Source organism: Halonotius pteroides, assembly GCF_003605635.1.
Lineage (GTDB): Archaea > Halobacteriota > Halobacteria > Halobacteriales > Haloferacaceae > Halonotius > Halonotius pteroides.
The window spans coordinates 1-16,115 of the sequence record NZ_QMDW01000037.1; the positions used below are offsets into that span (position 1 = coordinate 1).

At 55.4% G+C, this 16,115-nt stretch carries 11 protein-coding genes and 3 pseudogenes; 3 read left to right on the forward strand and 11 right to left on the reverse strand.

What is annotated here, in order from left to right; translation table 11 throughout:
• Positions 1–231 precede the first annotated feature (231 nt).
• From DP106_RS14350 to DP106_RS14380, 7 genes and pseudogenes are all read right to left on the reverse strand, one after another.
• Positions 232–504: pseudogene (locus tag DP106_RS14350) on the reverse strand (aminotransferase class III-fold pyridoxal phosphate-dependent enzyme); the annotation flags it as partial.
• Positions 505–560: 56 nt separating this feature from the next.
• Positions 561–2,669: a dipeptide ABC transporter ATP-binding protein gene (locus tag DP106_RS14355; protein WP_240625452.1), complete on the reverse strand. Its 2,109-nt coding sequence runs from the start codon at positions 2,667–2,669 to the stop codon at positions 561–563.
• Complete coding sequence (locus tag DP106_RS14360) at positions 2,666–3,568, reverse strand: ABC transporter permease (RefSeq protein ID WP_205738957.1); 903 nt, start codon at positions 3,566–3,568, stop codon at positions 2,666–2,668. Before DP106_RS14360 ends, DP106_RS14355 begins: the two co-directional genes overlap by 4 nt.
• A 17-nt stretch (positions 3,569–3,585) precedes the next feature.
• Positions 3,586–4,542, reverse strand: a complete 957-nt coding sequence (locus tag DP106_RS14365) for an ABC transporter permease (RefSeq protein ID WP_120086427.1) — start codon at positions 4,540–4,542, stop codon at positions 3,586–3,588.
• A gap of 28 nt (positions 4,543–4,570) precedes the next feature.
• Positions 4,571–5,983, reverse strand: a complete 1,413-nt coding sequence (locus DP106_RS14370) for an ABC transporter substrate-binding protein (RefSeq protein WP_165857917.1) — start codon at positions 5,981–5,983, stop codon at positions 4,571–4,573.
• Positions 5,984–6,542: 559 nt separating this feature from the next.
• Positions 6,543–8,072, reverse strand: a complete 1,530-nt coding sequence (locus DP106_RS14375; RefSeq protein WP_120086431.1) for an amidase — start codon at positions 8,070–8,072, stop codon at positions 6,543–6,545.
• A 181-nt stretch (positions 8,073–8,253) separates the two neighbouring features.
• Positions 8,254–9,531, reverse strand: a complete 1,278-nt coding sequence (locus DP106_RS14380; protein ID WP_165857918.1) for an MFS transporter — start codon at positions 9,529–9,531, stop codon at positions 8,254–8,256.
• A gap of 655 nt (positions 9,532–10,186) precedes the next feature.
• Between DP106_RS14380 and DP106_RS14385 the strand changes: the two genes are divergently transcribed.
• Complete coding sequence (locus tag DP106_RS14385) at positions 10,187–10,780, forward strand: DUF1989 domain-containing protein (protein WP_165857919.1); 594 nt, start codon at positions 10,187–10,189, stop codon at positions 10,778–10,780.
• A gap of 98 nt (positions 10,781–10,878) precedes the next feature.
• The gene (locus DP106_RS14390; RefSeq protein ID WP_120086437.1) at positions 10,879–11,253 is read left to right on the forward strand and encodes a cupin domain-containing protein; all 375 of its coding nucleotides are present in this window, start codon (positions 10,879–10,881) and stop codon (positions 11,251–11,253) included.
• Between the two features lie 103 nt (positions 11,254–11,356).
• Here the strand turns inward: DP106_RS14390 and DP106_RS14395 are convergent.
• Positions 11,357–11,556: pseudogene (locus DP106_RS14395) on the reverse strand (transposase); the annotation flags it as partial.
• Positions 11,557–12,007: 451 nt separating this feature from the next.
• Here DP106_RS14395 and DP106_RS14400 point away from each other — a divergent pair.
• Positions 12,008–12,982 (forward strand): agmatinase family protein, encoded by a 975-nt coding sequence (locus tag DP106_RS14400; protein ID WP_165857920.1) that lies wholly within the window; start codon positions 12,008–12,010, stop codon positions 12,980–12,982.
• A 444-nt stretch (positions 12,983–13,426) separates the two neighbouring features.
• Here the strand turns inward: DP106_RS14400 and DP106_RS14405 are convergent, their stop codons facing one another.
• The 3 genes and pseudogenes from DP106_RS14405 to DP106_RS14415 form a co-directional block, all read right to left on the reverse strand.
• Positions 13,427–14,410 carry an agmatinase family protein gene (locus DP106_RS14405; RefSeq protein ID WP_120086441.1) on the reverse strand — a complete coding sequence of 328 codons (984 nt, stop codon included), beginning with the start codon at positions 14,408–14,410 and terminating at the stop codon, positions 13,427–13,429.
• Between the two features lie 185 nt (positions 14,411–14,595).
• Positions 14,596–15,222, reverse strand: coding sequence for a DUF1989 domain-containing protein (locus DP106_RS14410; RefSeq protein ID WP_165857921.1), 627 nt, complete (start codon positions 15,220–15,222; stop codon positions 14,596–14,598).
• A gap of 257 nt (positions 15,223–15,479) precedes the next feature.
• Positions 15,480–15,898, reverse strand: a pseudogene (locus tag DP106_RS14415) (transposase); the annotation flags it as partial.
• Positions 15,899–16,115 lie beyond the last annotated feature (217 nt).

Sequence of the window (16,115 nt, forward strand, 5' to 3'; positions counted from 1 at the left end):
TGATTTCAAAAGCAGTGTTGTAATTTCGACTCAATGGCTGCTATTCAACAGAGCAGTTCAATATTGGATCTTATACTGTGTTGAATAGCGTCCTCTAAACGGTGGTGAGAAGTCACCGAGGTTGAAGCTATTGCCCTCAACTGCTCATACACCTACTCAATTTCCACCTCCCTCTCCACGCACCGCTATTCAACAGAGCAGGATCTTATCACATCCAATACTCCATCCAATTGGGTGGACGTACGAACAGCCGTGGACGAACTCGTCAACTTGCGACTTGGCCGTTTCGACGACAACTTCGTTGTTGTGTCCGACATTCGTTACGGAGATGCCAGAGGACACGTCGAGATACTCGTTGCCCTCGTAGTCCTCGACGGTAAAGTCAGATGGCCGCTTGGCTGGAACGTTGAGCCACTTCCAGACTGGCACCACGTGGTCGTCGTACCGGGCCGTAACCTCGCCATTTTCGTTACCCGGTTTTTGATCAGGGTTCCCGGTCGTGATTTTTTTGATATATTGGTGGCTTGGTGTAGGGTGAACGCGTGCTCACACGGAAACCGCTATCTATCTGATTCCTCGATGTCCTCGGCCAGTGGCACCATCATCTCCTTTTCATCGAGATGGCAGGCCACGGTGTGGGTGTCCGAGTCTGCGGCCTGTTCGAGCTCTGGCCGTTCGCACTCACAGATGTCTCCGATCTTCTGCGGACACCGGGAGTGGAACGAGCAGCCGACCGGTGGATCCCTCGCGCTCGGCACGTCGCCCTCAAGATAGACACGCCTGTCGGCGGTGTCCATCTCGGTCGTCGGGATATTAGTCAGCAACGCTCTGGTGTAGGGATGGTACGGTGGCTGAAATATCTCCTCGGTGGTACCCATCTCCACGAACTCGCCGAGATACATGACCGCGACTCGTTCACAGATCTCATTGATGACCCCCAGATTGTGGCTGATGAGGAGATACGAGGTGCCATACTCCTCGCGCAGTTCACGGAGGAGATTGATGATACTCGCCTGGACGCTCACGTCCAGCGCGGAGACAGGTTCGTCTAGGATGACGAGAGACGGGTTGCCCGCGAATGCCCGTGCGATGGCCACCCGCTGTTTCTCCCCGCCTGAGAGTTCGTGTGGATGGCGGTCCAGATAGGTGATACCGAGGTCGACCTGCTGGATGATCTCCTCAATGCGGTTCTCACGTTCTTCCTGGGTCAGGTCAGTGAACAGCTCCAGTGGCCGCTCCAGCGTCTCGTACACCGTATTGGACGGGTTGAGACTGGATTCGGGATCCTGGAAGACCACCTGAACTTCCTTTCGGAAGTCCGCCATTTTCGACTGGCTGGCCGCCAGTTGGGGCAACGTCCTACTCCCTATCATGTCGATGCTTTCACCGCGAAACCTGATTTCGCCGGCAGTCGGTTCGAGCAACTGCAGCAGCGTCCGGGCGAGGGTGCTTTTCCCGCATCCGCTCTCGCCGACGATGCCCAGGGTCTCCGACTCGTGAATGTCGAAGCTCACGCCGTCGACTGCCTTCACCGGAGACTCGCTTCCAAAGAGCCGATCGACGAACGATGACTGGCCGTAGTACTTTTTTAGGTTTGTGACTTCGAGGATCTTCGAACCGGAATAATTGGTTCGTGCGTCTCTGAGTTCGGCCTGAATCGGGTCGCTCTGGACGGTCTCCAACCGCCGACACCGGGTCTCGTGGCCCGGTGTAACCGTCTCGAGGTCGATGCTCCCCTCGTGGCACTCCTCGGTTGCGAACTCACAGCGGTCGGCGAACACACAGCCGGTCGGGGCGGCACTTAGATCCGGCACCTCACCGGGTATCGCCTCTATTTCGACATCCCGGTCGATATCGGGAACGGCCGCCAGAAGGCCCTGGGTGTATGGGTTCGACGGGTTAGTGAAGACATCTTTGGTCGCTCCGATCTCCATAATCTCCCCAGCATAGAGGATTCCGACGCGGTCGGCCTTCTCGGCGAGGACGCCCAGGTTGTGAGTGACAAAGAGGATACTCGTCTCGAACTCCTCGATGAGGTCGTCAATCATCTGGAGGACTTTCCCCTCCGTGGTGACATCGAGTCCGGTTGTCGGTTCATCGAGGATCAGGAGGTCGGGGTTACATGAGAGTCCGATGGCAAACGCCACCCTCTGTTTCATCCCGCCTGAGAGTTCGTGCGGATAGCTCTCGGCGCAGTAGTCGGGGTCGGAGATATTCACTTGGCGTAACATTTCTATCGTCTGCGACTGCACCTCGCTCTCTGAGAGGTTCTGGTGTTCCCGGATCGTCTCGGCGATCTGTTCGCCGACCTCAATGCTGGGGTTGAGCGCCTTAGCTGGTTCCTGCGGGACGAACGCGATGTCGCTCCCGCGGAGTGAGCGTAGCGCGTTGGGGGAGAGATTCTGCAGATCCTCGCCCTTATACTGGATAGACCCAGACGTCTGTGAGCCGTTGTCGTCCAGTGCACGCAGGATCGCCCGCGCGAGCGTGCTCTTGCCGCTACCGCTCTCCCCGGCGAGGCCGAACACTTCTCCGGGTTGGATATCAAACGAGACATGCCGCAACGCCTTGACGCTCCCTTCTTTGGTGGCGTACTCGACACTCACAGAAGCGACAGACAGCACCGGATTGGACTGGTGCTGTTCCGGACTGGTCTTGGTGCTGCTCACACTTGATCACCCGTCACTTTGGGATCGAGTTCGTCGCGCAGTCCGTCGCCTAAGACGTTGAAACTAAAAATAGTCAGTCCTAGGAACAGTGCCGGCCAGATGAGGAACCACGGGGTCTGCCAGATGTGATTCTGCGATTGGGCGATCATGTACCCCCAGTCCGGGGCCGGGGGCTGGGCTCCGAGACCAAGAAACGAGAGCGACGCACCGATGATGATCGCGTACCCGACCCGGATTGTCGACTCGACCGCGATAGGCGGAATAATGTTGGGCAACACCTCATAGAACATGATATAGCCGTCCGACTCGCCGCGGACGCGGGCGGCTTCGACGTACTCCTCGTTTTTTACTTCGAGAGTGCTCGAACGAACGACACGCGAGATTTTCGGGATGAATACCACCCCGACGGCGAGCATCGCCGTCCAGACGTTCGAGGGCAGCGACGTGAGGAGGATAAGTGCCAGGAGAAGCGTCGGAAAGCTCATGATTACGTCCATTACGCGCATGATTGCTTCGTCGATATACCCACCCTTGATGCCGGCCAGGAGGCCGATCGGGACGCCAAAAGTCATCGCGAGGGCTGTGGATCCGACGCCGAGCAGCAGGGTGCTGCGACCGCCGATGAGCACGCGAGAGAGGAGGTCGCGTCCGATGTGGTCGGTTCCGAAAAGGTACTTCGCGTTCGGGGCGAGATACGTTTCCGTCGGATGAGTCGCCGTCGGGTCGAACGGCGAAATATAGGGGCCAAGGACGGAAACGACCATGATTACACTGATTACGACGGACGGGTAGAGGATCTTGTCGTTTTTCGTGAACCACCGTAGCCTGTCCGCGACGCGATGGAGTCTATAGAACCTATTCGTTCTGGTCGGTTTCGTCAGTCGGTTGTCGGGAATCATGATTTATGATTGAATTATCAGCTATAGTCGATCTGTGGGTTCAGTCGAGTGTACAGGATGTCGGCCAAGAAGTTGCCGAACGTGTACGTGAACGCGATCACGAGTACGGCTGCCTGGATCAGGGGGAGATCCCGGTTCCGGATCGCTCCCACGACCAACCGGCCGATCCCCGGATACGCGAACAACTCCTCGACGACTACCAGCCCACCCATTAGGTATCCGAAGTTGAGCGCGATCACTGTGATAGTCGGTAGCAGGCTGTTGCGGAGAGCGTGTTTGATAATCACTTTCTGTCTGCTCAAGCCCTTGAGCCGGGCTGCATCGGCGTACTCCGAATTCAGCGCTTCGACCATCTCCGACCTCGTCTGGCGGACGACGTGGGTCATCAGCACGATCGAGAGCGTCAGCGCCGGCAAGAACATGTGGGTACCCCAGCCGACCACGCTCTCGAAAGGCGAGACGTATCCCGACGCTGGAAACACGCTGAAGACGGGGCCGCCCAGCAGTAGGATGAGCAGGAGGCCGGTCACGAACTCGGGGATGCTGACGCCCGCGTACACGAACGTCGATATCACCGAGTCGACCCGGCCGTTGTGCTTCACGGCCGAAACGACGCCAAGTGCGATACCGATGGTTACGACGATCACCATCGTCACCCCGGCGAGCTGGAGTGAATTGAGCAGTTTCGGAATGACCAACTCGGTGATCGGCTGCCCATACTTGATGCTATTCCCGAGGTTCAGCGTGAGCACGCCGTGTAACCAGTCGAGATATTGCACGTACAGCGGGTCGTTGAGCCCTAGTTGTGCCTCAAGTGCATTGACCTTGTCTTCGGTTGCGTACGAGCCTAGGATGGTTCTGGCAACGTTCCCCGGTAGCGCGTTGGCCAGACCGAATATCACCACGGAGACCGCGAACATGGTCGCCAGCAGGTATACGAACCGCTTGACGATGTACTGTTTTGTATTTGACATTATAGGGTGGGTAAGGGGCGGTGGTGACTCAGTTCGAGACGGTCACCTCTTCGAGGAAAATCTCCTGCCCGCCGACGTGGTGGTTGTAGTTGTTTACGCTCTGGCGGACGGCACCGAGGCGGTTCTCGAAGTACGGGACGATGAACGGACCCTGCTCTTGCATCAGCCGCTGGGCCTCCATGTACAGCTCGGCCCGTTCCTCGTCGTCTTCGGCCGCTTTGGCACCCCGGAGGGCGTCTCGGAACTCTTGGTTCTCCCAGTTTATTCCGTAGTACGCTCCGCCCGGCAGCGATACAACTGACATTGTGTTGTACACTGTCGGGTTCATGAAGTAGTAGACGACGTAGAACGGCTCTTGGGCCTCTACCTGGGAAAGGAACGTCTCCCACGGCGTCCGCTCGATTTCGACCTCGATTCCGATGTCACTGAGATACTCCTGAACAAGGACAGCGGTCTGTGGAATCTGTGGCCTGACTGGTGGGGCATGCAGCGGGAATTCCAGCTCGATACCGTCGCCGTATCCGGCTTCTTCCATCAGCGCGTTCGCCTCTTCGAGCTTCTGTCCCGGGCCATACATTTGTGGCAGGTCGGCGTAGTTGTTGCTCGCGGGCCCGATGGGATTGTCCTGACCTAAGACGCCCCGTCCCTTACCGACGTTGCTCAGTATCGCCTCTTTGTCTATCGCGTACTTGATGGCCTGCCGAACGCGGTTGTCACCGAACGGTTCGGTCTGAGCGTCCATGGTAATGGAGTAGTACGATCCGCCAGGCTGTGACAGAGCATTAACACTACTGATCGATTCGAGCCGATCCATCTGACCGGGTGGTGCGGTGTAGATTATGTCTATAGAACCGTTCTGTATTGCGGTCGTCCGGGAGTTCGCGTCCGGAAGCACGTCGAGGTACACTGTGTCCAGAAGCGGGAGAGAGTTGCCTGAGTCGTCGGTGAGGTAGTACTCGTCATTGGCCTCCATCTCGAACGTTTCGCCGGTTTGATAGTCGACGATATTGAACGGTCCAGATCCGTAGTCTTCGTTCGATATTGATTCAAAATCGTCCTCGATGACCTGCTTCGGCAACACGTTGCCAAAGCCCCGCGAGAGGTACGCCGGATAGTTCGCGGTCGGATTTTGCAGATTAAACGTGACCCTGAAGTCATCGACTGCCTCAACAGACTCTATCCCGCCGAACTCGTCCATCCCAGCGGCACCCGTATCCGGGTCATCCATCTTTTCAAACGTCGCCTGAACGTCTTCTGCAGTGACCGTCTGGTCGATCTTATTGAACGTCGCGTCCTCCCTGAGAGTGAGCGTCCAGGCGGTCAGGTCGTCGTTCGACTCCGCCTCAGTGGCCAAGTCAGGAACAATACTCATGTCCGGACCGAGACGATACAGCGCAGAGTATGCAAGACTAGAATAGACATATTCGACACCTTTGGTCATAAACATCGGATTCAGTTCCGTTGGACCAGCACTCAGTCCGACGCGGATCTCCGAACCAGAACTCACCGAGGAGCCCGAACCAGAACTCTGCGAGGAGCCCGAACCAGGACCCTCCGAGGAGCCCGAACAGCCCGCGAGACCGACCGCTCCTAATAGGCCGAGGTTGCTCAATATCGTTCTACGTTTCATGTTGGGTTTATTAACCACGGAGATCCATCTCTCCAGATAGAATTTATAACTTGTGTACTAAGCACTGAGTAGACCTATTATACGATCTTATTCTGCCATATACTAATATAAGAAAAAGATATAGTAGATTTATCGCTTAGAACTAAATTTAATATATTTTGTTACCTGAAACATCAGTTATGTCCAAATAATCAGGATTTGGAAGAAGTATTCGAAAAGCAATAGTGATTTATCGGTTGAAGTATTGAATGAATAATATAAACTCGTACAATATCTGGCAGCCCAATAGTTAGCCATATTCCCGTATTAAGCTGGCACCACGGCGGGCGGTCAGAAACGCGAAAAACGGTGTCGAGAGGACTCCGACCTATCAGAGTCCGTTCGGTTCGACGGACTGCTCGAACGCGTGACCCGCCTGCAGGACAGTGGCATCGTCGAACTGGTCACCGACGAACATCAATCCGACCGGGAGGCCATTTGACGTGCCCGCCGGGACGGAGAGGGCCGGGTGACCGGTCACGTCGAACGGAGCGGTGTTCGGGAGCATATTCAGCGCCCGGTCGACGACCTCCATCCGTGAGAGGTCGCTCCGGTACTCGTGGGCCGTCTGTGGGGTCGTCGGCATCGCAAGTACGTCCACGTCTGCCAGGGCCGAATCGTAGCGGCTTGCGAGCTCCTGGCTGAGGTTCTGTGCCTTGGCGTAGTAGTGGCTGTTGTACGTATCCGAAAGGTACTGTCCGGTAATCAGCGTTAGTTTTACTGTCGTCAGATAGTCGTCCGCGCGGGATCTACGGGCACGGGCAAACGCCTCCATGAACTGCGTGTCGTAGTGGCCATTCGCGTTGTAACCGACCCCCTCGGCCTCAACCGTCGCCATCGTCCCCTCAGTGGCGATAGCGTTCCAGATCGGCAGCCCGTCCAGATGCATCGGGATGGACACTTCTTGTACGTCAGCCCCCGCCGCCTCGAAGGACGCTAACGCGTTCCGAACGGTCGAATCGACCCCGGGTTCACTCTGATCGTGGCCGAACCCTTCCTCTACGACGCCAACGGTGATATCCGCCGCTGAACCGTCGAGCGCGTCGGTATAATTGTCTGTCGGCACATTGCCCTGACGGGGGTCTCCCGGATCTTTGCCGGCGATAACTTCGAGAACACGGGCACAGTCGGAGACGGAACGCGTCATCGGTCCGGTGTGGTCGAACGACCGCCCTAGCCCGGCGATACCCGTGTACGGGACGAGGCTATGGGTAGGTTTGTGGCCGACACCGCCGCTCCAAGCGGCCGGGATGCGAACCGACCCGCCCTGGTCGCCCCCCATGGCGACGTCGACGTCCTCGTTTACCACGGCCGCGATCGAACCGCTTGAAGAGCCGCCGGCGATGTAGTCGGGATCGTGCGGATTCCGTACGGGCCCCGTTGCGGAGAGCTCGCCACTGCCGGAAAACGCCATGTCCTCCATATTGAGCTTGCCGGTTATCGTCGCGCCGGCGTCAAGAAGCCGAGTCACTACCGTCGCATCTGTCTCGGGGACGTACCCTTCGAACAGCTTCGAGCCACAGGTCATCTCGACACCGGCCAGCGAGATGTTATCTTTGAGGCCCACATCGTACTCCGCTAGTGGGCCGGATTCGGCCCCTTTCACCTCGCACTTTCTGACGAATGCGTTGAGCGGATCCTCTTCGATATCGGGTTTGTATCCGGGGTCACGGTTCGTGTATTCGAGCGCGGGATCGGTCACCGAGAGTTCGTCAAGCCTTTCATATCCCGCTAGGGTCGCAGCTATCAGTTCTTCGAAGTCCTGGACTTCCTCGTCTGTAAGATCCATGTAGTGTTCCGCCGCCAGTTCGCGGATCTCTTCTGGCGTAGGTGGCTGGATGTTGGGTGGTACCTTCGACATGCCATCTTTTTAAAAAAAAGGAGCGTTAATAAATTCACCCATCAACGCAAAATATACCAATTGGAGTCGGATTAAGACTTGTATTTGTGACTTATTTCAGCAATAATATGATAAATACTAAACTATCGAGATGCTGTCGCGGACGACATCCGTCGAAAGGGACGACAGCGTAGCCGATGGGTCAGGCGGCGTCAAGCCGAGTGAACCCGACACGTCTGGCAGCCAGAAGCGTCACCAAGACGAGGAGACTAAACAGCACCGCAGTGCCACCGAGAGTGATCCGGATAGCGAGTTCGCCGCCAATAGTTCCCGACAGGCTCGTGATAATAATCCCCATCAACACGGGACTGAAGACGATCCCTACCCGCCCGAACGTCTCAGCTATCCCGACAGCAGTGCCGCGTACCGATGTCGGTGCCATGTCAGTGACGATACTGCGATACAGCGGGTTTATTAGTCCCTGTCCGAGTCCGGTCATCGTTCCAGCGAGCCACAGCCCGGGGAGCGAACTGGATCCGGCAACGATGGCGATTCCGACTCCATGTAAGACGTTCGCAATAAGGAGCGGTACGATGCGACTTCCGAGGGCCTCCGCCAGACGCCCCGCCTGCGTTGAGGAGGTCATATACACCACGCTCGTAAGCATCACTACGAGGCCGGTCTGGGCGGGGCCGCCGTCGACGAAACTGACTATAAAGGAGATGTAGACGGCGAAGCCGATATAGATGAACGATGCGAACGTCATCCCCAATAAGATAAGCGTCGCGAAGCCGTTCGAAAAGAACAGTGCGACGGTCGATCTGTACGCTCGAAGTTCTTCGAAGGCGTTGGCGTGACTGTACTCCACTGTGACGGTCTCATCGAAGTGTCGATACAGTAGCGGTACGACTGCAAGTGCGATGAAAGACAACAAGAACGGGAGCCCCCAGAACACGGTCACAAGGACGCCTGCCACGACCGGAAAGACAGTTTCTGCGAGCCCCGTCGACGCGAACCGGAGTCCCTGTGCCGTCGTCTCCTCGGATTGCCCGTAGGCGTCACCAATACTGGTCAAGATGACGGGCACCAAGATGGCGTACCCCACTCCTTGAACCAGTCGTAACAGGAGGATGATGCCGAAATCAGTGGTAAACGGAATGAGTCCACCGCCGAACCCGTGTATTATCAGACCGAATAGGAGCAAGCGTTTCCGGCCGACCAGATCGGAGGCCACACCGACGATAGGGATTACCAATAGACTCGGGAAGGCAAAGACCGTGACGATGAGTCCGATAGAGCCCTCCGTGGCCTGAAGCGGGACGACCAGCGAGCTGAGGACGGGTGATATCGGTGCGAATCCCAGAGCCGTGACGAGGTTAGTCAGTAGTAGGAGGCGTAAGTTGGTATCTTCGAGTATCTCCGAGTTTCCACCGATGAGGTATGCCGCAACAGTGTGTCGTTTCTGTAATAAACTGTCCATCATGCATCTGCACCCAGCGAGACACCTGAGGGAAGCGAGTTAGAGAACAACGTCAAAGAATCCTATTGATAGTATATATAACTTCTGAAATATCCAACACTCCAAAATGTTTGTATAATTATTGATCGAATTTATGCATTTTTGTGTGTTTATGATGGCTTCGAGGAGGGGGAGACGCAGTACATTCAGAGTGGCATAGCAAGCGACCGCTGGCTGAGCAACACGCCGTGAGATTCCCATACCGGCGACGGTTGTATCCAGTTTTCCTATCAGACCGCCAGGCGGTGGTGCAGAAGTCTTCACAGACCTCTACTGCCAGAGTTCTATTTGGGTTCTTCCTCAACTTGATTTTCTGAACCAGAACGAATCTTGGCCAACATACGGTTCAGTGCTACGGCTGGGTCAAGCTGAAACCGGCCGAGTTAGGCCATGAGACCTATTCTGCACCACCGCCAGACCGTCAATGTAAACGGTGGCGGTCAACGAAAATCGACGGAAACAGTATTTGTGACGTTATTTTCCAAAAAAATTAATTATAAAAAGAATATACGTGGTGCGTTAGATGGTACACCCACAATATGCATTCCTTATTAGAAGGTTTTAATTAGGTCTGCCATCAACTACTGCCACGATGGGAAAACACAACATACCAAAAATGAGCGGGATATCGTTCAAGATTGACGAAGGAGACACCTTCGACGTAATCAACCCGGAGGGCGAGCAGATCGCGGATCTGGTCGCGTTCACGCAGGCCGACGACGACGAAAAGTTCTCACAATCGTACACGCGATACCTGAGCAGCCTCCGAGTGTCAGCCGGAGACTCGCTGTATACGACAGAAGGAAACCCGATTCTGACGATCCTCAAAGATGACTGTGGCGTCCACGACCTACTGTACGCACCCTGTAACGAGTGGTTACTCGACCAAGATCGGTACGCGGGGGATGCACCCGGTGGCTGTCGTGAGAACCTCTGGCTGTCGCTCAAACCGAAGGGATTCGACGAAGCGGACATCCCAGACACCCTAAACATCTTTCAGAAGTCGACGGTTTCGGAACAGAAATTTATGAACGTACATCGAAGCCCAGCCGAGCCCGGAGACACCGTCACCTTCGAGGCCGACCAAGACGCGATCATCGCAGTTTCGTCGTGTTCCGCAGCGTCGGAATCTAACGGCGACGAACTCACGGGAATCGATGTCGTGGTGCCCGACGACTCGACAGTCCATGAGGCGTCAGTGCTTGACTGACTCCGGATTCACAGTTTCTGGTCGACGCCACGGAACCCACAGTGGGCGTCGTCCGAGTAACAGAGAGTGCCGACGTCGATGGTAACAGCTGAGGGAACATGCCACACCAATACACGATAACACAGATCAGAGATTTAGATCGGGAGGAAGCACCGAAGTCCGGAACAGCCTACGGCGACCTCACGGCGGAGTTGGGCTGTACTGAGATAGCACTCCGGATATGGTTCCTCGAACCGGGAGATGAGATAACATACCACAGAGAGACCGAGCAAGAGGAGCTGTATTACGTTATCGACGGTCCCGGGCAGATGCGGATAGAAGGAGAGGCTATCGAGGTACCGGAGGACTCTGTGGTTCGAGTGCCCCCGGAATCCGCGAGACAAGTGTTCAACGATTCGCCAGAAGGGATCCACACCTGGTTGATAGCCGGAGCTCCAAAGGACGAGAGCGAGGCCGAGTACATCGAGCTGTGACTGGCAGAGCTGGCTGGTTACAGTAGCAACGGAAATCCAGAGCACAGTAGCAAGGTGGTAACAGTAAACAGGGCCGAGGATATCCAGCGATGGTATCCAGTATCGTGTGGACGAACATTGTGCCTGTCTTGTCATTGAAAGTGCGGTCGAAATTATTACATAAGTATCATTACTACTCTCGATGACTGCCGTTTCTGACCGGTCAGAGCGGCAACGAGGACAATTTACACCATCGCACCAGCGGACTTGCTGCAACAAATTCGCTGCGACCGATTCCGATCCAAACACATTGAGCGGAATCACTCGTGTCAGGCACCGCTGACTCGGTGCTCTTGTCCTCTTCAACTCTACAGCAACTGCTCAGCAGTATCAACAATCTCCTACGGATGAGCGTATATGGATATGCGACTTCGTTACGTGCTTAGAAGTCCACTCACCCTCCACAAGTCAAAATTTATTCAGTTGCTACTACGTCCCGGGAGTGAGGTTGGTGCTATGAACCAGTAAGATGTTTTCCTTCCTCCTCACTTTTTGTCGTTAACTAAAAATTACTTTTATTAGTAAATTCACTGAACTAGAGCAAAATGAACATTATGTGTGAAAAAAGTAGATAATCTATTGATAAAATAATAATCAACACCTAATATCGGAATTATAGTGTAAAAATAAAAATTTGAAAGTTATTGGTAAGATTTTTATCGCTACACAGAATTCAAGATGTATGTCCAATAGTAGCGGAGGCGGTTTTGGTTCGATGATAGCGAACGTGCAGTCATTCCGTGGTACGGAACTTGTCGACCCACTCGAAGACGACCTTGCAGAGCTATCTGCTGACGTGGGCATATTTGGATTCCCGTTCGACAGCACATGTATGAATCGTACGGGCACCAACCAGGGTCCGCAAGGAATTCGTCAAGCGAGTACCAATACCCTCGGTTACCACTACGAATACGACATCAATCTGGACGATACGTACGACATCGTCGACTGCGGTGATGTCGAAGTTGTCCCGGGTAACGCCGGGGAAAGCTTATCCCGTGCCGAGCATCTCCACGGCAGTATCCTCGAAGCCGACATGATTCCGATTATGCTGGGGGGAAATCACACGGTTCCGATTGCTGGATATCGTGGTCTCGGTCAGCATGCAGAGAACCCGGGACTGGTGTTTCTCGATACGCATATCGACACTGCTGAAGAGGTTGCAGGGGAGAAGTACACACACGCCTGTCCGGTCGCTCGGGCTATCGACGAGGCCGGATTCGAACCTTCCAATATCAGTATCATCGGCGCGAGTGGGAATCTCAACCCGGAATACGAGGTTGAGTACGTCAAAGAGAAGAACATTAACCTCTACCCGCTTGACGAGGTCATCGAGCGCGGGCCGATCGCTGTGGCGAACGACGCCGTCACAGCGGCAACGAGAGACACCGACGCGCTGTATCTCGATATCGATGTCGACGTCCTCGATACCGGGTTCGCGCCCGGGACTGGTACCCCGTCCCCGGCTGGGATGACGTCACGCGAGTTGCTACAAGTGCTGGGGGTGGTCGGGAGCGCTGGGATCGATGCGATGAGTATCGTCGAGACGGCCCCAATCTGGGACGACGCGGGCATCACGTCGCAGATTGCTGTCCGAATGATTATGGACACTCTGGCGGCCAACGCTACGGGCGAGGCCAACGGTGTCGGCTCTGGGACGCGGGCCGCGCGACATGGGTATCGGAGCTGACTGGTAGGGAGTAACGCTCCGAACAGTCGGACTGCGTCTTTTTATAAACCAGAGTGATGTGGATAGGGCACAATAAACATTCGACTCTGACGTCGTCTCAGTCGCCACTCCGGGGCCACTCGGTTCGATGGTCGAGAACGCCGAGATCAATGAATTGACCGGTCAGATTGTCAGCGCCCACGAGATGAAGACATTCAAGCCGGTGGATAAAACCTATTCAGCACGCTGGCACGCTGATCGACACACCAGTCCGCTAGCTCGCTGACGGAACCGCTGGCTGGTTCGATATCATCGGCACAAACTATGCGGGAACAGACCATGCGGATCGACCGTACTGACAGCCCTCCGGAACGGCTTGGGACTGTACAAACGAGTCGGTTAGCGAACTTGCCGACTGCCGGCGCTCTGCCGTACGGAGGAAAGACAGCGGGAGCGGTATGCGGGTCACAGGTGCCGTCGCTCGATAAACCGCGAGACGGCCATCGCGGCGAGCATCTGTGTCGAATCAGTTGGATCAAGCCGCGGTGCGACCTCCATCAGGTCAAGCGCACCGATACTCGAGCATTGGCCGAGCCGATCCATGGCGGCCAGCAGCTCAGCGCTGCTTATTCCACCTGGCTCCGGGGTCCCTGTTCCAGGGGCAAACGATGGGTCGACCACGTCGATGTCCACGGTGAGATACACGTGGTCTGTGCCATCGGTTGCATGCTGAATCGCCTCTTCGACACAGGTGATGACGCCCCTCTCACGGACGTCACGGGCATAACTCACGTTGAGTCCATTTTCCTCGACGATATCCGGGAAATCGGCTCGTTCGTACGCCCGGATGCCGATCATCGCATGGTTCTCGTACCCGCCCTGTTCGAGATCATCGATCCTGGCCATCGGCGACCCATGCCAATGTTGACCGTACAGTTCTTCATCGTCCATCGTGTCTGAATGGGCGTCGAGATGGATGAGACCGACATCACCCTCGACAGTGTTCGTAAAGCCTGCGAACGACGGGTACGTGATGTAGTGGTCTCCGCCAAGGACGACCGGAAACGCCCGATCAGCGACGGACTGTACGTAAGCAGCCACGTGGTCACGGGTTCGCTCGACGTCGTTCGGGACTGTCGGTGCATCGCCACAGTCTCTGATGATTATATCATCATAGCTGACATGTCTGTCCGTGTCAACGTTGTGTGCCCCCGCTGGGTGGCCGGCAAACATGTCGATCCAGTTGCTGGCTCTCCGAATCGCCGAGGGACCGTATCTAGTTCCGGGGCGACGAGAAACCGATCCGTCGAAGGGGACGCCGACGAAGCCGACGTCCGTCTCGTCTTTGAGGTCTTCGGGCGCGGCCGTGTCGGCGCCGAAGAACGTCTGTACACCAGCCATTGAGGTCTCTGGGAGACTACTCGTTGGGTGAGTGATGTCGTTGGTCATACCTGTTGTCGCTGAACATTCGCAGTCGGTTCGTCATCCGAACAGCCATCGCGAGGCTGGCTGTCGGACGGGGCTGTCGGGATCCACGGTTTCCGTACCTCCCAGTTCCGTCCGTATCGCCAGGTCGACAGTTCGGATCGGGCGGGCGCTCCACTGGCTCTTTCACCCGCGTTTGTCGATAACTGTCAGTGGTTGTGCTCGTTCTGGATGGAAGCACCGTGAAGTGTGGTGTAGTCGGGGACTTTCAGTCCTATCGAGGTCAGTTCGTCACCGTTCGGTTCACCGGCGGCCGAGCAGGCCGACACCGCGACAATTGCGTCCTGATTTGCTTCGAACTCCACGGCGTCACCGGGATCAGCAGGACTCCGGCCAAGCTCTAGCTCCTGGTCTTCACCTTTCACCATAGATTTCTGGAAAACGTTCAGCGTGTTCGGAACGTCCTCTTCTTCGATACCCTCCGGTTTGGCGGCAAGGTAGAGGTTCTCACGACAACCACCTGGTTCGTCCGGGAAAATATCGGTGAGCATCCACTCGTTGCAGGGCCCGTACATGATGTCGTGGACTCCGGTATCGTCGCTGGTGATCGTCAGAATCGGATTCCCCTCCGTCGTGTACAGTGAATCCCCGGTCGATATCCGAAGCTTGTTGTTCATGTGCCTGGTGTAGGCCTGCGAGTACTTTTCTGAGACGTTGTGCCTGTTGAACGCCACTAGATCGGCAATCTGTTCACCTTCTGGATTTGTCACTTCGAAGCTCTCGCCTTCGTCGATATGGAACGATGCCCCACTCTTCTTCGGGATGGTGTAATCCATCATCTGTCCATACAATAACCGAGTAGGTATATATAACTAACCTTTGAGACATTATTATCAAGTCAACCGTGAAGTAATTATTGGCAGATCACCCGTTTTTAGCCGATTCGGTCTTGTGAAGTATATTGTTGGTGAGTCAGGGAACTGCTCGAACAATCTCTTCCAGTGCCTCTCGACCCGGTTTGCGGAGAATTCGTCACCGAAGTTGGAACGGTCTGAGATACGCTATCAGACTGTCTTTTGAGACGCCTCGGTCGGCGAGAGCCACCGTCGCGCGAGTCGCGCTCGCGGCCTTTCTTCCCGCCAGAGACGTAGAACTCGTCAATCTCGACCGGGCCAACGAGGGAGATGGCTGCGCGTCGAGCGTTCGGGCGAACTGCACGACGCGCCGGTGAAGTGAACGATACGAAACATCAATTTTAGTGTCTAACTGGTGTATACTCGTGTTGAACCGGAGGAACAAGTAGAACGCGAACAAGAACTTGTCGAAGCCGATTACTGGTCTTGTCGTTGAATGTGCGGTCGCATCCTTACCGAGATACTGCTGATACTCCCGATAGGTGCCGTGTTTGATCACTGACTCAGACTGGCAGTGCGGCCAACAGAGACCCTCGCGCCAGCGAACCTGCTCGAGTGGCCAGCGTAACCTCTGGACATCTGTAATGAATGCTTCGATCTAGTCAACAAAGCTGACTTGTTAACTCAACTGGTGAAATATCTCGGTGAAGAACTCTCGAAAGTGGTCTTTGTCCTGGAAGATTTCAGGAGAGATGTCTCGCTTGAGATCTTTTCACAGCGGTTCAATCTGCTCTGTTGAATAGCGATACTTGTGGAGAGAGGTAGATATTGAATCGGTGTGTGAGCGACCCAGACTCGTGATTTCAAAAGCAGTG

Coding starts and splice junctions, on each gene's coding strand:
- DP106_RS14410 (WP_165857921.1), bottom strand. CDS start 15,222: ATGGATTACACCATCCCGAAGAAGAGTGGGGCATCGTTCCATATCGAC.
- DP106_RS14390 (WP_120086437.1), top strand. CDS start 10,879: ATGCCACACCAATACACGATAACACAGATCAGAGATTTAGATCGGGAG.
- DP106_RS14400 (WP_165857920.1), top strand. CDS start 12,008: ATGATAGCGAACGTGCAGTCATTCCGTGGTACGGAACTTGTCGACCCA.
- DP106_RS14380 (WP_165857918.1), bottom strand. CDS start 9,531: ATGGACAGTTTATTACAGAAACGACACACTGTTGCGGCATACCTCATC.
- DP106_RS14365 (WP_120086427.1), bottom strand. CDS start 4,542: ATGTCAAATACAAAACAGTACATCGTCAAGCGGTTCGTATACCTGCTG.
- DP106_RS14385 (WP_165857919.1), top strand. CDS start 10,187: ATGAGCGGGATATCGTTCAAGATTGACGAAGGAGACACCTTCGACGTA.
- DP106_RS14360 (WP_205738957.1), bottom strand. CDS start 3,568: ATGATTCCCGACAACCGACTGACGAAACCGACCAGAACGAATAGGTTC.
- DP106_RS14405 (WP_120086441.1), bottom strand. CDS start 14,410: ATGACCAACGACATCACTCACCCAACGAGTAGTCTCCCAGAGACCTCA.
- DP106_RS14370 (WP_165857917.1), bottom strand. CDS start 5,983: ATGACCAAAGGTGTCGAATATGTCTATTCTAGTCTTGCATACTCTGCG.
- DP106_RS14375 (WP_120086431.1), bottom strand. CDS start 8,072: ATGTCGAAGGTACCACCCAACATCCAGCCACCTACGCCAGAAGAGATC.